Genomic DNA, 17,905 nt, shown 5'->3' on the forward strand with positions numbered 1-17,905 from the left:
TTCTTCAACCGTTAACCACTGGCCGGCTTTATGAACATCCGACAGACCCGCTTTTGGAAACATCTGATGCGGGATAAATTCGCTTTACTCGCGCTCGGTGTGATTGTGATTTACTTTCTCGTCGCATTGGTCGTCTGGTTCAACCGATCAGAACTGGCGACATTGAGTACATTTCGCGTGGGTCCCGCCAATATGCCTGGCTTCACGACTCCGACAATCGAGCAGCGGATTGACTTCACGGAGTTTTATCTGGAATCGATCTCCGGCGCCCTTCGCAAATCCGATCCGGAAGCAGCCTTACGCGAGATCGACATTGTAAAACTGAATATCGTCGAGATACCCGTGGCTGAGATACAGAAAAACGCCGACCAAGCTTATGTTTCTTTTGACAAGCTGCTCGCCTCTGAGGAAGGCGGATTCGATCTCGAATTGTTACAGCAATTTGAATCACAGGTCGATGCGTTCTACGTCGAGCCTTCAGGTTGGGATGGCTTCGTGCGGAGCTTTCTCCTGGTGCTGGGGACAGACCGACAGGGGAGATCGATCTCGCTCCGGGCGATGTTCTCCACACTCGTCGCGATACAAATCGGTTTTGTGACCGCCTTCGTTTCCGTTTTCATCGGAACATTGCTCGGCACCGCCGCCGGATTATACGGGGGCATGTTGGACCACGTCGTCATCTGGCTATACACCACATTCTCCTCGATTCCAAATATCGTGTTGCTGGTCCTGTTGGCTTATATGTTCAAGGGTTCGACGTACGACAATACTCTGCTTCCCGTTTACGTTGCCTTTTGCGCCACGTACTGGATCGGAGTCTGTCGCGTGATTCGAGGTGAGACGATCAAAATCCGCGATCTGGAATACGTCGACGCAGCACGCGTGCTTGGTCTCAGTAAGTTTTATACCTTATGGCGACATATCTGGCCGAATGTCTCGCACCTGATGCTCATCAACTTCTCGCTCCTGTTTATTGGTGCCATTAAGTCGGAAGTCATCCTCAGCTTCCTTGGATTGGGAGTAAAAGAAGTTCCCAGTTGGGGGATTATGATCAGTCAATCAAGTTCCGAAGTAGTAAACGGTTTCTTTTGGCAAATCGGCACGGCGACCGCTTTTATGTTTTTTCTGGTAGTCGCGTTCAATATCGTCTCCGATTTCCTCCAGGATGTATTCGATCCCAAACATATATAAAAGACTCAAATTGAAGAGGGAGAGAGTCAAAACTGTTTTTTCCGCATTTTCTCCCCTCAGGCGTTAAGCCGTTTGTTACAATTGAACCAGGTGACCGCACCTTGATCTTAGGAATTTGTCGGGTCATTGTCTGGCTGTTTTCCATAGCCTCCGTCGTTTACCTACCAATTATTTCGCTGTCAATAAATTCGAGATTGGGATACTTTTCATGGCACAGGCAATTGTCAATCCTGAGGACCTGCGGCGGTTCGCCCAGACATTGAAGAAATTCAATAACGAACTGACCAATCAGGCATCGATGATCAACAATCAACTGGAAACGCTGAGCAACACATGGCGTGACCAGGAGAACCGTAAGTTCGCCGATGAATTCCAGGGCCACCTGAAAATCCTCGCCCGCTTTATCGAGAACAATGAAGAACACATTCCGTATCTGCTTCGTAAAGCGGAACGAATCGAAGATTACCTGCAACAACGCTAAATTCGGTTGGGGGGTGCTGACAATTTCTGTTGCAGCCTCGCTTTTGTTTCTTCCCGCTCACGAAAGGACCTGCGACAATGTCGACAAATGCCAAGGTTCATTCCTTTGAAGCTATTAAACGCTTCCATGGTTCTCTGATTATCTTCGCGGAAGAAGCAACCGGTTCGCTCGGCTCGCTGCACCAGGAAATTGTCCGGATCATGCAGTGGCTCACCCACGAACAACCTTCCTACTGGAAGAAGCAAATCCAAAAAGGGTTTGAAGAAGTTGCCGCTGCCAAGGCGGCATTATCTCGTGCCAAGATGAAGAATTTCGACGGGAATCCTGCCTCCTGTATCGAAGAAAAGAAAGCCCTCCAGAAGGCGAAATGGGCTCTCGATCATGCGCAGAAACAGATTGATGTGGTCCGGCACTGGGGCATTAAGATGCAACAGGAATCAGACGAATATCGCGGTCGGCTGGCTCGTTTGGAAACGATGGTGAACCTTGAAATCCCCCGAATGCTGGCACTGCTTGAGAATATGGTGACCGCTCTGGAGGCCTACGCCGCTATTCAGACTGTCGAAACAAACCGTATGGCAGGAAACGACGAACAATCTCGACAACAAAGAGCAGTCGGGAACAAACAGGCTCAGGAACAACCTGCTCCGAAGTCAGAAGAAGCTGTTTCAACTGAAACCGCAGCTCAATCGGCAGCTCAACCGACAAATCAGCCCGTGCCGGAGGAACATCAATGAAAACTAACAATTTCAGTGGCGTAATTGGTCGATTAAACGAGGCGATGGAAGAGCTGCTCGCCAGCTGGCAGGAAACCAAGGTGCAGTGGAATGACCACAACAGCCATCAGTTTGAAGAGAATTACCTGATCCCCCTGTATAACGCGACACGGCAGACGGTCGAATCGACCCGCATGATGAATGAAACTACCCGTAAGGCGGTTCAAGAGTGTACCCGGGGCCCATTTGAGTCGAGTTAACCGCTTTCCAACTGCAGATCAGCCGCCAAACTGGACTTCGCTACCTCTTCCAGACATTCCAATTTGTTTTTGCAGCGAGGCCAATTCGTTCTCCCAGACAGGGCAGTCCATCTTGACACAAAACCGGAACGGAAATAAATTTTAGCCGCGTTCTCTCTAGAATGCGTTTCTGACTCTCGGAATGGTGCCGTTCTCGCTGCTCGAACGATCCCACACTGAAATTGGAAATCAGCTCTCTTTACATCCACCTATCGAGATTTGCCCTTTAACAAGGCGTTCTCCGAGTTACTACCGCACGAATGGAGTCGTCGATGGCAACTGCGCCTTTGCAGAACACACCTGTTCCGTTTATCGATTTAGTGGCGCAATACGAGCCACTGGCAGAAGAAACCCTGGCCGCCGTCAGTCGATTGATGTCTGAACAGAAGTTTATTCTCGGTGAAGAAGTCGAGTTGTTCGAACAGGAAATTGCCACTTATTGCACCGCCCCCGAAGCGATTGGCTGCTCCTCGGGAACGGATGCACTTATTCTGGCCCTTATGGCGTTGAACATCGGAGCGGGTGACGAAGTTATTACCACCCCGTTCACCTTCTTCGCCACCGGCAGTTCGATTCACCGAGTCGGAGCAAAACCGGTCTTCGTCGATATCGATCCGATCACGTACAATATCGACCCGGCAAAAATTGAAGCTGCCATTACACCAAAAACCAAAGCGATCATGCCGGTTCACATTTTCGGCCAATGCGCTGAAATGGATCAGATCAACAGTATTGCTGCCAAACACAACCTGTTTGTAGTCGAAGACGCTGCCCAGGCCATTGGTTCCGAATACCGGGGCCGACGTGCCGGAGTTTTAGGTGACATTTGTTGTTTCAGCTTTTTCCCCACGAAAAATCTGGGTGGAGCCGGAGATGGTGGCATGCTCACTACCCGCAGCCCCGAACTGGCAACGCGCCTCAAACAACTTCGTGTCCACGGACAGACTTCCGTCTACTACCATCAGGAAGTCGGACTGAATGCCCGGCTGGATGCTCTGCAGGCGGCCATTCTACGCGTGAAGCTGAAATCACTCGATGACTGGACTGAAGCCCGACAGCGCAATGCTGAATGTTACAACGAACTGTTCCAGCATTACGATCTGGAAGAGGTGATTGTCGTACCTGAATCCAAATCTCAGGACCGCCACGTTTACAATCAGTACACCGTCCGCGTTTTAGATGACCGTCGAGACGATGTGATCCAAAACCTGCGCGACCAGCAGATCGGTGCCGCCGTTTACTACCCTGTTTCACTCCATCTGCAACCTTGTTTCAGTTACCTCGGTTACAAGAAGGGGGACATGCCCCAGAGCGAAGCTGCTTCGAACGAAGTCCTGTCGCTCCCTATCTTCGCCGAGCTTGTTGTTTCACAACTGGAAACAGTCGTACGCGGCATCGCCGAAGCAATCGCCCCCGGCAGCGCGGAGAACATCGATCGCCTCTACAGCGAATCGGAAGAGCTTCCGCAGAAGAAAGTCGCCTGATACGCACTTTATTCTGAAGCGAATAATTCAAAGGGAGCCATCCTCACAGATGGCTTCCTTTTTTATTCAAATGTTAGCCTGTTCAGAAGAACGAGTATTCTGATTATGCTCTATCACTTCGCCTTCACACAGATTCTGTATCTTGATTCACAACGACAGAGGTCCGATGAAAATCAGGCTCAAATAAAAAACGGTTCTGTCCCAGACGAGGAAGTCTGAAATAGAACCGTTGTATTATTTTTCGTAAGACAAAGTCAGTGGACGATGTCTCAATCCTGGTAGAACTGGGTTTGTTCCTGGTAGACGAGAGGTTCGTCGTCGTCGAGGCTTTTCAGTTCGACGCTCATGTTGTGTTTACCAGCCAAGCTGCCGACGACGTGTACACGGAAGATGGCAGTTTCTCCGGCGGGCAATGTTGCCAGCGGTTTAAAGAGAACCACTCCGTTAGCTTCTTTATGAGCCGAGGGTCCGCGAGCTGACTTGAAGGCAACGCCTCCGGGGAGTTCACAATTCAATTCAACTTGTTGAGCCGCTTTCGAGCCGACATTGCGGACCCGGATTTCGTAAGCAGTTTCCCGACCAATTTCGACAGGGTCGTCCAGATCAAGAATCTCCAAAGCGAGTGACGGTGTTCCGTCGACGGCAGTTTCCACAACAGCTTCTGTCCGAGTTGCCTGATCGGAGACAGCCGCAAACTGCTGAACGCCTTTGCCAAGTTCGGTTGCTTCCAACTGAACCTGCACCACGGTCGTCTGGCCCTGATCCAAGCGACCAACGAACCACTGCACTACGCGGGTGGTTTCGTTGAACTTACCCCCTTTGTCCGCCTGCACGAAATTGAATCCAGTAGGGACACGGTGCAGCAAACGAACGTTGCTCGATTCTGCAGAACCAATGTTATTCACAGTCAGTCGATAGGTCGCAGTACGCCCGACGTATCGTAGACGCGGACCTTCCGCCAGCAGAGCAAGCTCTGGAGCGATCACATCCACGGATGTCGTCGCGACTTCCGTCAGGCCGCTTTCGGCAACCGCCGAGATTTGTAATTTCTGGGTTCCGCCGGCAACACAGACAAGAGGAAGTCGCACGCGACGTTTCTCACCTGGATTCAACGAACCCACTGGCAACGCCACTTTCTTACCTTGAGCATGTTCCAGCCCATCGGGCACCTCCGCATGAATCATCACGTTCTGGGCGACACCGGTTCCCGGGTTCGCTACGGTAATAATTTGTGTAGCGGCTTCTCCGACCATCACTCGCTCCGGCCCTTCCAGAGCCAGTTTCAGCATCGGCTCTTCAACATGAAAAGCAGCGGCCGTCATCGCACTGAACCGGACATGGGCTTCGGCCATTAACGGACCACGTTGACGTGGAATGAATTTGATTTTGAAAGAGAGCTCTTCGTCACCCTTCAAGTGATCGATTTCCCAGGATAATTGACCATTGGTCATGGGAGTTTCTGGTTGAACAGAGACGAGTTCCACATGAGGAGGCAGCACGGTATCGATCAAGAAGTTATGAACGGATGTCGCCGAGATATTTCGAACCTGAAGTTCACATTCGGCCGGTTGCCCGACATTGAGTACCCCTTTGTTGATCCAGCGGGTCGCGACACTTGGAGTAATCGGTCCTTTGATCGTCAGTTTCGACCAGGGAGCCGGAGCAAAGCTTGCCCCAGTCAAACCAGGAGCCGAGAATGAGCTCGGTACCTGATCGAAAGTTTCGGTGTCTTCAGACTGAGGAACCAGATTGAGCATTGAGGTAGATGGTGATGGTGCCGAAGTTTTCACTTCAGGTTGAATTTGGAATTCAGTAACAGACGTCTCGTCTGCCTCTTCCAATTCTTCAGCGTCCTCTTTAGCGTCGAGTTCAAAATCAGGGAAGCTGGGAAAACTAAGTTCTGCCGCGCTTGCTTCCGGCTTTACTGGAGCTGTCGCGGAGACTTTCTTTGTGTTGTCTTGTTGTGCTTTTTTCAGGAACGGGTTCTGCTCCTGCGAGTTGACCTGTTGAATCATCGATCCACCAGGACTTGCCTGTTCCTCAAATCCTGCTTGGGAAATCATTGATTTCGGTTCATCCCCGAATCCAGAGAACGCTGTTTTCCGATTGGATGATGAGCGAGAAAATGAGGACTCTACATTCACACCGATGGAAGGACCCGCAAAGGTATCGGAATCGAATGATTGCGACTGCCGTGACTGAGTCTTCATAGAAGAGCGATCGAATCCACTATCGCTTTGAGCCGACAGAACGGGTTGCCGCTCAAATTCAGATTCGAATCCACTGAATTTACCAGCACCGAGATTTCGTCCGCTGACTCCAAGCATTTTCTCCTGACTTGACGAGGGGAGACGCAAATCTTTTCCCGGACGTTCCGACTCGAGTGCAGCATCGCCCACTTCGTCTAGAAAGAATTTATTGTCGAGATCGCTTGGCACCAGGTGATCGGGAAATTCATCCAGACTTGTGCTCTGCGCTGAGAGTAACCCCCAGCCGCCCATTAATAAAAGTAATGTTGTCAGGATCATTAACCCGTTACGCATCGCCCACTCCCTTTCGACAGGTGCGTTAATTCAAAACAGACTTATCCGGTGACCCTCTTCTTCGAAGCGTGTCAGCTCTTCCGGATAGCGACAACTGGCGCAATTCAGAGCGCGAGCCATCCATAATCTGTATCGGAGGTATCAGTCGTGATGCATGATCAGGATTGGTTGAGATTAGGGGTAATGACGATCACCCGGGGCGCAAACCCAACCTGAACCACCCATCTTCACACACTTTAGACCTAATCATTTCCAGGAACATGGTGAACAGGTCCTCTAGATTCGTCGACTCGGGAGTAATCCATAATCTTTCCAGTGAATATCGAGTATGTGCAATTCAAGCTAAAAGGATGGCTAACTTTGATTTCTAAAGATTTGAAGTATGTCGCCGAACGAGGATGGAAACTCCGCGAAGACAGAAGTAGAGTGGAATCAGCACATTCAGGAATTGGTGACTCATCAAAAGCCTGAAGCGGGTATGGAATGTTTACGTTTTTCGGCATCTGTCCTTATTTCGAAACACGTCTCAACTCGTTGCCAACACTTCTGAGAACAGGGCAAACCTGATTTCGATTCACATCTTGAGTATGTTCATCATCACTTCCACGATCATCCAGACGAACTTCATTTCGTCCGGTGCATTTCGTCATATAGTCTGTCTGTAATAGTTGAGCCTCGTAAGAGAGAGCGTACCTATCATCTTCTCAACGGTACCCTGAACAGATCACTTTCAAAACCAAATCCAGCTGTGAATACCCTGTTTTGATTCGAATGGAATAAATTCGAAATTGTGTGCCAGTAGCAGTCGTTGTTGGCGTTTAAAATAGATTCTTTTCGGCAGCATTATCACATCAATCTCCGGTCCCTTGAGGAGCTGTATCACGATGACACCTTCTGAATTCTTTGATTTCGCCAAGAAGCATGGCGCTGAAATGGTCGATCTGAAGTTCTGCGATCTGCTGGGTACGTGGCAACATTGCTCTTATCCAATCAGCACCTGGGAAGAGGATACTTTTGAAAATGGAGTAGGATTCGACGGTTCCTCAATTCGAGGTTGGCAAGCGATTGACTGTTCCGACATGCTGGCGGTGCCTGATGCGGAATCGACGAAACTCGATCCATTCTTCGCCAGCCCGACAATCAGCGTCATCGCCGATATCGTCGATCCGATCACCAAAGAAAAATACCCCAAAGACCCCCGCAACGTCGCCCAAAAAGGGATCGCCTATCTCAATCAAACAGGTATCGCCGATACTTGTTACATCGGTCCGGAACCCGAGTTCTTTGTCTTCGACGATATTCGATTCCAGACGAATCAATCCGGTTCGATGTACCAGATCGATTCTATCGAGGCAGCCTGGAACTCCGGGAGAACCGAAGAGCCGAACCTGGGGCACAAACCTAGCTACAAGGGTGGTTACTTCCCCGTTGCTCCGATTGACACGTTGAATGACTTGCGTGCCGAGATGGTCAAAGAGATGCAAAAAGTAGGCATCGTCGTCGAAGCGCATCACCATGAAGTCGCGACAGCCGGACAATGTGAGATCGATATGAAGTTCGAGGATCTGCTGAAAATGGCGGATCAATTCATGTGGTTCAAATACATTATCAAGAATGTGGCCAAACGAAATGGTCGTACCGTCACCTTCATGCCGAAGCCAATTTTTGAAGATAACGGTTCCGGAATGCATACTCATATTTCTTTCTGGAAAGGGGGCGATCCGCTCTTCGCTGGTGATGGCTATGCTGGTCTTTCTGAAATGGGACTGCACGCTATTGGAGGTCTCCTCAAGCATGGTCGCGCCTGTCTCGCCTTTGCTGCCCCCACGGCGAACTCATACCACCGGCTCGTTCCCGGATTTGAAGCCCCCGTTACATTAGCCATGTCACAACGAAACCGATCGGCAGCCGTTCGAATTCCCATGTACTCGCCCAGCCCCAAAGCGAAACGGGCCGAGTTCCGCTGCCCCGATCCCAGCGCCAACGGTTACCTGACTTTCACCGCCTTAATGATGGCAATGATCGACGGGATTCAAAATAAGATCGATCCGGGCGAACCTCTGGACCGGGACATTTATGATATGACTCCCGACGAGCTGGCTGCCACGAATGTGACTCCGGCCACATTGGGCGAAGCGATGACCGCATTGGAGACAGGCCATGAATTCCTGACCAAGGGGGACGTTTTCACTCAGGATCTGATCGATACTTGGATTGCCTGGAAACGGGACAACGAAATTGATGCTCTGCGTCTACGACCTCATCCCTACGAATTTGACATGTACTACAACTGCTAGGCCAAGCCACGAATGCTAGCTCCAGCAGTTATGTCATTAGTTCAAAGGCAGTTTTCAAATAGAAAACGACTCTCTCTTGCGGGGGTCGTTTTTTATTTTGAACAACCTGATTGACTTAAATGGACTTAAACAGCTCTGGTCCCATGTTTCTCCCCCGTTCCCTTCGGCGGTCCGGCTTCTATAATGGAGGAAGAACCTTGGAAATATCAGGAGGCAACCATGACCGTCCAAACATATAAAACGAATTTAAATTGCCAGAAATGCATCAACACGGTTACTCCGTTTCTGGACAGTGAACCTGCAATCCATTCCTGGTCGGTGAACACGAATGATCCGCGTAAGCCGCTCACAATTACAGGGGAGGGGGTGACATCGGAGCGTGTTCAGACGCTGGTGAGCGAAGCAGGCTTCAAGGTGTTGGGTCCGCTTCCAAGTGATGAACTGTCCAGTTCTGAGCAATCGCATACTGATTCGGCTGTGAGCGAGATGGAAGATTCTCGGAACTGGTTGGAAACTTACTTTCCGCTCCTGCTGATTCTGGCGTTTCTGATTGGCACAGTTGGGCTGGTCGAATGGCGAATCGGGGAGCTCTCCTGGTCCCGAGTGATGGGGAACTTTATGGGTGGTTTTTTTCTGATCTTCTCCTTCTTTAAACTGCTGAATCTGACGGGATTTGCCACCGCCTACCAGACTTACGATGTCATTGCCAAACGCTCGACGGGTTATGCCTACGCCTACCCCTTCATCGAACTTGGCCTCGGAATCGCCTACCTGGCTGCCATGTTCCCAATCGCCACCAATATTGTGACAGCCATCGTGATGCTGATCGGACTTGCGGGAGTGATTAACGCTCTGCGGAAGAACCAGACAATCCAGTGTGCCTGTCTGGGTACGGTATTCGACCTGCCTATGACCATCGTCACCTTTTTCGAAGATGGTATTATGGCCGCGATGGCGATCGGAATGTTGATTTATCATTGGCCCGGTTAAGGCACATTGAATGGAAACGGCAGGCAGATCGTCGTCAACACGGTTGAAAAACCGGCTCGATTCAATTCGGAATCCCTGATTCTGGTTAGAATGACTTCCGGGTCCTCATTCGTTACAATCCGCGATAGAACATTCAAGCAGCCGCTTGACGACCTTCAACCGTATTTCGCACCTAATTTAATTGGCTCTTACTCCCTGGAGTCCGCTCTCCCCATGTCTCAAACTTCATACAAAGACGCTGGCGTCGATCTCGATTTGTACCAGAAAGCGATGGATCGTCTCCCTGCCATGATGCAGCGAACTCGCTCCAGCCGCGTAATGGAGTTGACGGGGGGCTTCGCCGGGCTTTTCCGCCTGCAGGATGAGAATCACCAATACACGGACCCTGTACTGGTTTCAGGGACGGATGGGGTTGGCACAAAAATCAAAGTCGCAATTCACGCGGGCCAGTTTAATACGATTGGCATCGATCTCGTCGCCATGTGTGTGAACGATTGTCTCTGTCTCGGAGCGGAACCGCTCTTTTTCCTCGATTATCTCGCGCTCGGTAAAGACAACCCCGATCTCATCGCCCAACTGGTCGAAGGGGTCACCGAGGGCTGTCTGCAATCGCAGTCTTCCCTTCTAGGGGGCGAGACAGCCATCATGCCCGACTTGTATTCGGAAGGCGATTTTGACATGGCCGGCTTCAGCGTCGGTGTCGTCGAACGGTCCCGAATTCTCGACGGTTCTAAAATCGCCGCTGGCGACATGGTCATTGGACTCGCCTCCAGTGGATTTCACTCCAACGGGTACAGCCTGCTGCGAAAGGTGATTCTGGAACAATGCGGATTCAAAGTCACTGACAAAATCGACGAACTGGATTCAACCGTCGGTGAAGTTCTACTCAAACCAACACAGATCTACACCCAATCTGTGCAAGCCGTTTTGAAATCTGAAGCTGGCCTCGCCGTCCATGGCATGGCGCACATTACCGGTGGAGGACTGGCGGAAAACATCGAACGAATTCTCCCCGAAAAAGCCGCGATCAATATCGACCGCAGTACTTGGGAACCAGGACCTGTATATAAATGGTTAAATTCTCTCGGCAAAATCGCTGCCGCAGAGCAGGAGCGGGTCTTCAATATGGGCGTCGGATATTGCCTGATTGTCGCCGCTGACCAAGCTGAGAAAATTATGCAGGTCCTCGCCGAACAGAGCCTGACCGCCTGGCAGATCGGATCTGTCAGCACTGGCGAGAAACAGGTCAAATTGACGGGTGAATTCTCCAACTGGTCTTAATTAAACGATCCTGAAACCCTGTGAAGGGTCCTATTCGCCTTTGGTTTGCAGGCACTCATAGTGCCACAACTGGGCTTCAGGATGGAATCCAATCAAACAGGTAGCCGATGTCGTCCCATCCCAGTTACACGCGCGTCTTTGGAGTCTTTCTGCGAAATGCTCTAATCCGGGATATGACGTTCCGCGGAAACTTTATCGTCGAGATCATTACTCGCGCATTCTGGTTCACGGCACAACTTGTTCTGTTTGAATTGATTTACCAATCGGTGAATCAGATTAACGACTGGACGCGATACGAATATTTCGCCTTTATGGCGACCGGCATGTTAATTAATGCGATCGTTGAGACTTTATTCATGCCCAACTGCGCGAATTTCAGTGAGTTGATTCGCAAAGGAGATCTCGACTTCGTCCTGCTAAAGCCGATCGACACCCAGTTTCTCATCTCGTTTGAGAAAGTGAATCTGGCGATGTTGAATCAGGTGTTTCTTGCCCTCTGCCTGCTCTCTTATTCCCTGTGGCAACTGGAAACAGTGGTGACCGTCATCAATGTGTTACTCTACGCGCTGCTAATTGTTGTTGCGGTCTCCTTCTTTTACAGCATGATGCTGATCCTCTCCAGTACCAGCATCTGGTTCGGACGGAATCAGGGGCTGTATGACTTCTGGTTTTACATTACCGCCTTTGCCCGCTACCCGCGCAGTATTTACTCGGGGAGCATCATGGGTGAAATGTTGCAAATGGTCTTCAGTTACGTCATTCCTATTTTGCTGGTGGTAACCGTTCCAGCACGCACACTGCTGGGAAAATCATTGGAACCTTCCTGGCTGCATCTCGTTGCAATTGCCTCCTCCATCATTGGGCTTTATCTTGCCCGCCGGATTTTTGTCTGGTCTTTGCGAAGTTATCGAAGTGCCAGTAGCTAGTTGCGCCGCCATCGATGGGGTTACTTCCTGTCTGAACACGTCGGACTGAGTCCAATGAATTCCCCCTCCGAAATTCCAAGAAAAAAGCAGCTCAAAACCGCCCGCAGGTTCATGCTGTTTGCCTTGATTATGCTCGCCAGCCCAGGCCTGCTTCTATTCTGGCCACAAGTGCCTCAGAACGTGGCCACCGAAAACCGGGCCTTCACTTCGCTGCCTTCCGTTCCAGTTAATTGGCAGTCGTACTGTGCTTTCCCCACACATTTCCAGCTCTATTTCGACGATCACTTTGGTTTTCGAAATGCGTTTCTAAATACGCAACATCGGCTTCAATACCACTTTTGGGGACAACCCACGTTGAATCCAGGCGAAATGACCAACCCGATTTTAAACCAGGCAACGGCGGCCCAGCTATCGAACGACGTCTTAATCGGTCGCGAAGGTTGGTTGTTTTTCAAAGGGGACCGCGTGCTGGAAGACGCCCGGGGATTGCGTCCCTATTCAGAAAAGGAACTCAAGGACTGGGCAAACGCATTTGTGCAAAACCGACAGAAGTTGGCTGCCCGGGGAATATCCTATCTTGTCGTTTTTACGCCTAATAAATCGACGGTTTATCCTGAATTCCTTCCATCCGGAATTGAGTTTTCCGACGATCAACGTCGTCTCCCTCAGCTGATCGAGCAACTCCACACAACGACCCAGGTTGAAGTACTCGATCTGACATCACCCCTTCGACAGACGAAAACAGATCAGCGTTGCTACCACAAGACAGACACCCATTGGAACGAAGTGGGTGCCTATGTCGCCTTCCAACAGATACTCGACCAACTCAATCTTTCGACACGGAGACTTCCGCTCTCAAAGACTGTAACTTTTGAGGAGCAATTGACGGGCGGGAAAGACTTGGCTCGCATGCTCGGTTTGCAGGAAACCTTGGTGGAAACTTCCCCGGTCCTTAAAGAACATGAACTGCCCACCCCTGTTGCTAAGATTGTGGGCGAACTGACACTGCAGACAGGTGCCTGCAATCAATACGAGAATCCATCCAATGCAGACGGACTCGGCAAAGTGATTCTGTTTCACGATTCTTTTGCCTTGGAATGGTTTCCTTGGATGTCGGAAGAATGCTCCGATTTAATCTGTTGTTGGTCTTTCGGTCTCGACTTTGAATTAATCGAACAGAAACAGCCCAATTTGGTGATTCATCAAATCGTCGAACGGATGCTGCCCGTCCGAAAATATGAGGAGCTTGATGTTCAAAACTTAACGCTGCATTAAGACGGGTAATTTAGGAGACACGGGTCATGTCGATTCTGTTCCAAAATCGAACGAAAGTCATTTAAGCTGGTATCTTTACAAATTTTGGGCTACAACCAACCGGTCGAATGTGCATAATTTGCAAAAATGTACCGCGCGAAACCTGCGTAAGTACCACCCGATTGGCGGACCTCCGCGGAATGACTTCGCGAGCCCAACATCTTATAAGTCAATCGAATTAAAACTACTGCTCTTAAACCAATCCAATAACATTGGTGGGGGGGAATGGATTCCCATGCAAAATACGATTTGGAAGTTAACCACACTGGCCGCTATTGTCGGTTGTTGTTTCCTGACCGTGCTGGTCTTGAAGGAACAGAAAGATTCTCTGTCTCCTGAGAGTAGCGGCGAAACCGATCAGACTTCCGAAGTCTCTTTTATGGAACCTCCCGCGCAGGAATTGAATGGTCTCGCCAGCAACGAGATCGAATTAATTTCAGCCGAAGGATCGCCTGCTGAACCCGCAGAGATTCCGGCTTGGAACGATACGCCGGCAAATACAAATACTGCTTTCGCCGGAAATTCGGAGCCCAATTGGGGCACCGAAGAGCAAAACCCGTTTCAAGGCAAGCAGACTAACGCGCTGAATGGAGCCCCTCCTCAGTTCGTAAATCGTGCTCCCCAGGGAACACCCGCTCAATTGCAACCGAAACAAATTGACGAACCAGCTGCCTTTCCCGCCTTCGGTGCTCAGGCGGAACCAACGCTCGCTCAGGAAGAACCTGCCGCATTTCAAACCGCTCCTACATTTGGTAGTGAACTCACAAATGAACCGGTACCGAACCCCGAGCCTCAGGAATTCGCTTTCGAAGATTCTGCCGAGCCTGTCTTCGGGAATCAGTTCGCCGAGAGCCCGGAGCCCGCGTTCGAGTCAGTTAATCCTCAGCCATTAGATAAGACTGCACCCGCTCTTCCCGCAATGGAGCCCGAGACTGGCACCAATGGTGGTAATGGCCCCATGATGGTTGCCCCGGAAGAAGAAGCGTTTGGTGGAATCGAATCAGAACCAACACCTCTTAAATCAGTTCCCGCAGAACCGCAATTCGCGATGGAACCTGTGCCTGCATTAGAAACATCGCAGCAGCCTGGGCAAGTCATTAAGAGTCGGCAAGAACCAGTCGCATTTGATCTTCAGGATCAAGAAACGGATCCTTTTGATCTCGAACTCCCGGCAGAAGAACCTGAAATCGTTGAAAACGAAGCGACTTCAACAGCCCCCGCAAGTAATGAACCGACGCCACTGCCTGTCTTTGAAATGAACCTCAATGGAGAAGTAGAACCCGAGTTGGTCGACAACGCACCGCAGATGTTGGAATCGACGATGGAAGCGACGCCGCTTGCTGAATCAACAAATGATGAATTAATTATTGAAAACGAATTCCACGGTGTGGGAGTTGTTACAGATAATATCCCTCAGGGAAAACAGTCACCGGAAGTCACGCTCGAAAAATTCGCCCCGGAAACCGTCATCCTCGGCGAGCCGATGATTTACCAGATTGTCGTTAAAAACGTCGGTGGCAGTCTCGCCCGCAACGTGGTTGTGGAAGACCGCATTCCTAAGGGGTCCAAACTGACCGGAACCAAACCACAGGCAGAACTCGATCCGGAATCGAAAAAACTAATCTGGGACTTGGGCGATTTGCCCGCTGGGGAAGAAGTGACGATTGCCGTTCGTATCGAACCCACTGCTGAAGGAGAGATCGGTTCCGTCTCGACCGTCAACTTCGTTGCCGAAATTGGAGCGACTACCAAAGTCACAGCCCCTAAAGTCGAATTCGATTTTGTAGGACCGGACTCTGCGGAAATCGGACAGTCTGTACTCTTCAAATACATGGTCAAAAACACGGGTTCCGCTGATGCCGAACAAGTCATCATCAGAAATATGATTCCGGAATCACTTTCACATCCTGCAGGAAACGATCTCGAATACGAAATCGGAACCTTGAAATCAGGAGAAGAAAAAGAAGTCAAACTGATGGTGATGGCCGTTCAGCTTGGTGATTGGGAAAATGTTGCCGTCCTGAAGGCCGCCGGAAATATCGAAATCAAAGATTCCGTCAAATTGAATATTGGTGGAAACCGATTGAGTCTTAGCCGCAAGGGACCAAAAGCCAGGTACCTGCATAAATCAGCTAATTACGAAACCACCGTCACCAACGATTCCCAAACAATCGCTCATAATGTCACTGTATCGGAAGCCATTCCACCGGGAATGAAATTCGTCGCAGCAGGGCAGGGTGGACAGTTTGATCCTACGGATCGTGTAATCAACTGGATTATTCCGGAGCTTCCTGGCGAATCATCTCAGACATTGAGTATTCAACTTGAGGCCATTGCCGAAGGGGACCAGCAGTCGACCGTCACCGTCAGCGAAACCCACGGTAAACCGACTTCACTGGCATCCACGACACAGGTCAAAGGGTATAGTACGGTATCTCTATCGGTTCAACCCCTTGATCAGAACGCCGGTATCGCGGTTGGCGAAACAGTCGTCATGAAAGTTCACGCGGAAAGCAAAGGGACTTCACCCTCTACGGCTGTGAAGTTGAAAATGACTATTCCCCCTGAAATGGAAGTCATCAACGTGAAAGGCCCCGCCAAGTTTCACGATAATGGAAACGAAATTGAGTTCGACGAAATCAGTTCCTTACCACTTTCGAAGTCAGCAGAGTTTGAATTGAAACTCAGAGCGAAATCGCCCGGCGACGTTCGGTTTAAAGTGAGTGCCAATTCCAGTGAAATGAAATCGGCCGTTAGCCAGGAAGAAGTGATCCTGATTCTCGACTGATCAAGATTCATTTCCCTAAAGATTCTCATCCACAACTGATACAAAAAAAGCCTGATCCTCCAGCCGGGGATCAGGCTTTTTTTATTTCGCCAATTACATCCGAATGTAAATCTGTTGCTTCTCTAAACTACGAACCAGCAGATAGATGATCGCAATGAACACACCTAACCCCAGCAAGACCATCCAGGTCTCTGCGTCCTTCGGTAAGAATTCGGGAAGGAGGGTGATCACCAGCACCCTGTGAATGGCGTAGGCCGCCAGCGGGTTCATACCAAACGTGCGAAAAATGCCTACCTGAATATTTCCTATATCCACGATAGCAACAAATAAAGCCAATACGAGGAAAGCAATTCCAGTTGAAACGAGCACGAATGGAAGGGAAACAATTCGTTTCCAAACCAGCCAATAATTGGGCAACTGATCGGATACATTTTTCATAAATGGCAATGGAGCCAACAGCGAAGTCAAAGAACGTTTGGAGAATTGTTCAATTGGTGGAATCACCGGTGAGGCGGGATGACCCTTTGCTCTATAACTCATTACCTGTGAAGATTCCACCGGCTGAACAATCAACTTTTCAATTTTGTCACGCGTTGTCTCGTTTTGTTTTTGGATAAATTTATCAAGCGACATCTCTCGTTCCGACTCATCTTGATAGATGCCGTTACTCGCCAAGATCCGTTTATTCTCCGCTTCGAGTGCTTCACCGGTATCATAAAAACTCGCCAAGCAGGAGAGCATATATCCAATGGATAAGAAACCAATCCCCCAAACGAGCAAATGACTGACATTTTTACGCGCGGAATTTCCTTTCATAATGTCATAACTAAGAGAACCCGCCAACATCACGACAGCCCAGCCGAACACTCCAAAACAACCCCCATCCCACCCTCGATCATTTCCAGTCCTCCAGATATCTCCCATCCAATTATTCAAACCGTGATTGGGATTCACGTAAGTGAAGTTCTCCGTATACCCCCATAGGAATTGCCAATTGAATGCATAGGTCATCCAGACGTGGCTGATTCCGAACAGAAGCATCACAGCAAATCGAGTCCAGAAGGGCATATTGATAAACGGCAATACAACCAACTGAGTCACTCCGATGATGGCCAGCGTTTCCCACAGATGACTCTTCAACAGGAGCTTAAGAATGTGGAGTGATTTTGGAAAAAGGTAGGGTGCAGAGATATATTCTGGTTTTACAATAACTTTCTCCACGAGTTCCTTCTGTTCAGCAGTGAGCTGTTCTTCGCTCAATTCTCCTTCGCCGATTTTTTCCTTTATACTCTCTTGCAACTGAATTTGTTGTTTTGCTTCCAAGTAGCTTACGTACTGATGATACTCTTCATGCGACTTCACAAATAAGCTGTATTGAGCGGCCACTCGATCTTCGATGGCTTCCTTTTGAAGTTCTGCGAGGCTATCTCCTGGAGGTAACTTCCATTTCTCAGATTGCATCATCGGGGCACGCAATCTGTTTTTGACATAGTCTTCACTGAGCTGATCAGGAGCAACTCGCAGGTACTGCATGTATTCTTCGGGAGCCAACTGAACTTGTGGGTTCAGATAAAACTCTCCGAATGAATTGAAGT

The 17,905-nt window shown here is 49.7% G+C and carries 13 protein-coding genes; 11 read left to right on the forward strand and 2 right to left on the reverse strand.

The genetic code is table 11. The features are described from left to right. Nucleotides 1–66: 66 nt before the first annotated feature. From Pla110_RS15560 to Pla110_RS15580, 5 genes are all read left to right on the forward strand, one after another. Nucleotides 67–1,191: an ABC transporter permease gene (locus Pla110_RS15560; RefSeq protein ID WP_197440238.1), complete on the forward strand. Its 1,125-nt coding sequence runs from the start codon at nt 67–69 to the stop codon at nt 1,189–1,191. A 208-nt stretch (nt 1,192–1,399) separates the two neighbouring features. Further along, nucleotides 1,400–1,672 (forward strand): WXG100 family type VII secretion target, encoded by a 273-nt coding sequence (locus Pla110_RS15565; protein ID WP_144996859.1) that lies wholly within the window; start codon nt 1,400–1,402, stop codon nt 1,670–1,672. A gap of 77 nt (nt 1,673–1,749) precedes the next feature. Continuing rightward, nucleotides 1,750–2,409 (forward strand): hypothetical protein, encoded by a 660-nt coding sequence (locus Pla110_RS15570; RefSeq protein ID WP_144996861.1) that lies wholly within the window; start codon nt 1,750–1,752, stop codon nt 2,407–2,409. Continuing rightward, nucleotides 2,406–2,648, forward strand: a complete 243-nt coding sequence (locus Pla110_RS15575; RefSeq protein WP_144996862.1) for a hypothetical protein — start codon at nt 2,406–2,408, stop codon at nt 2,646–2,648. Before Pla110_RS15570 ends, Pla110_RS15575 begins: the two co-directional genes overlap by 4 nt. 311 nt (nt 2,649–2,959) lie before the next feature. Beyond that, complete coding sequence (locus Pla110_RS15580) at nt 2,960–4,171, forward strand: DegT/DnrJ/EryC1/StrS family aminotransferase (protein WP_231742507.1); 1,212 nt, start codon at nt 2,960–2,962, stop codon at nt 4,169–4,171. 269 nt (nt 4,172–4,440) lie between these two features. On the opposite strand, the gene Pla110_RS15585 is transcribed toward Pla110_RS15580, so the two are convergent. Then, nucleotides 4,441–6,714, reverse strand: a complete 2,274-nt coding sequence (locus tag Pla110_RS15585; RefSeq protein WP_144996866.1) for a COG1361 family protein — start codon at nt 6,712–6,714, stop codon at nt 4,441–4,443. An 884-nt stretch (nt 6,715–7,598) separates the two neighbouring features. On the opposite strand from Pla110_RS15585, the gene glnA reads away from it, so the two are divergent. From glnA to Pla110_RS15615, 6 genes are all read left to right on the forward strand, one after another. Beyond that, on the forward strand, nt 7,599–9,011 hold the full coding sequence (gene glnA / locus Pla110_RS15590) for a type I glutamate--ammonia ligase (RefSeq protein WP_144996868.1): 1,413 nt from the start codon (nt 7,599–7,601) through the stop codon (nt 9,009–9,011). Between the two features lie 219 nt (nt 9,012–9,230). Beyond that, nucleotides 9,231–10,001 carry a heavy-metal-associated domain-containing protein gene (locus Pla110_RS15595; protein WP_144996870.1) on the forward strand — a complete coding sequence of 257 codons (771 nt, stop codon included), beginning with the start codon at nt 9,231–9,233 and terminating at the stop codon, nt 9,999–10,001. Between the two features lie 213 nt (nt 10,002–10,214). Further along, nucleotides 10,215–11,282 (forward strand): phosphoribosylformylglycinamidine cyclo-ligase, encoded by a 1,068-nt coding sequence (gene purM, locus Pla110_RS15600; RefSeq protein WP_144996872.1) that lies wholly within the window; start codon nt 10,215–10,217, stop codon nt 11,280–11,282. 107 nt (nt 11,283–11,389) lie between these two features. Further along, nucleotides 11,390–12,208 (forward strand): ABC transporter permease, encoded by an 819-nt coding sequence (locus Pla110_RS15605; protein WP_144996874.1) that lies wholly within the window; start codon nt 11,390–11,392, stop codon nt 12,206–12,208. Nucleotides 12,209–12,262: 54 nt separating this feature from the next. After that, nucleotides 12,263–13,483: an alginate O-acetyltransferase AlgX-related protein gene (locus Pla110_RS15610; protein ID WP_144996876.1), complete on the forward strand. Its 1,221-nt coding sequence runs from the start codon at nt 12,263–12,265 to the stop codon at nt 13,481–13,483. A gap of 274 nt (nt 13,484–13,757) precedes the next feature. Beyond that, nucleotides 13,758–16,310, forward strand: a complete 2,553-nt coding sequence (locus tag Pla110_RS15615) for a DUF11 domain-containing protein (RefSeq protein ID WP_144996879.1) — start codon at nt 13,758–13,760, stop codon at nt 16,308–16,310. A gap of 93 nt (nt 16,311–16,403) precedes the next feature. Here Pla110_RS15615 and Pla110_RS15620 read toward each other — a convergent pair whose 3' ends face one another. Continuing rightward, entirely contained in the window at nt 16,404–17,843 is a 1,440-nt protein-coding gene (locus tag Pla110_RS15620; protein WP_231742509.1) for a hypothetical protein, read from the reverse strand. Nucleotides 17,844–17,905 lie beyond the last annotated feature (62 nt).

Origin of the sequence: Polystyrenella longa, from assembly GCF_007750395.1 — a bacterium.
Taxonomy (GTDB): Bacteria; Planctomycetota; Planctomycetia; order Planctomycetales; family Planctomycetaceae; genus Polystyrenella; species Polystyrenella longa.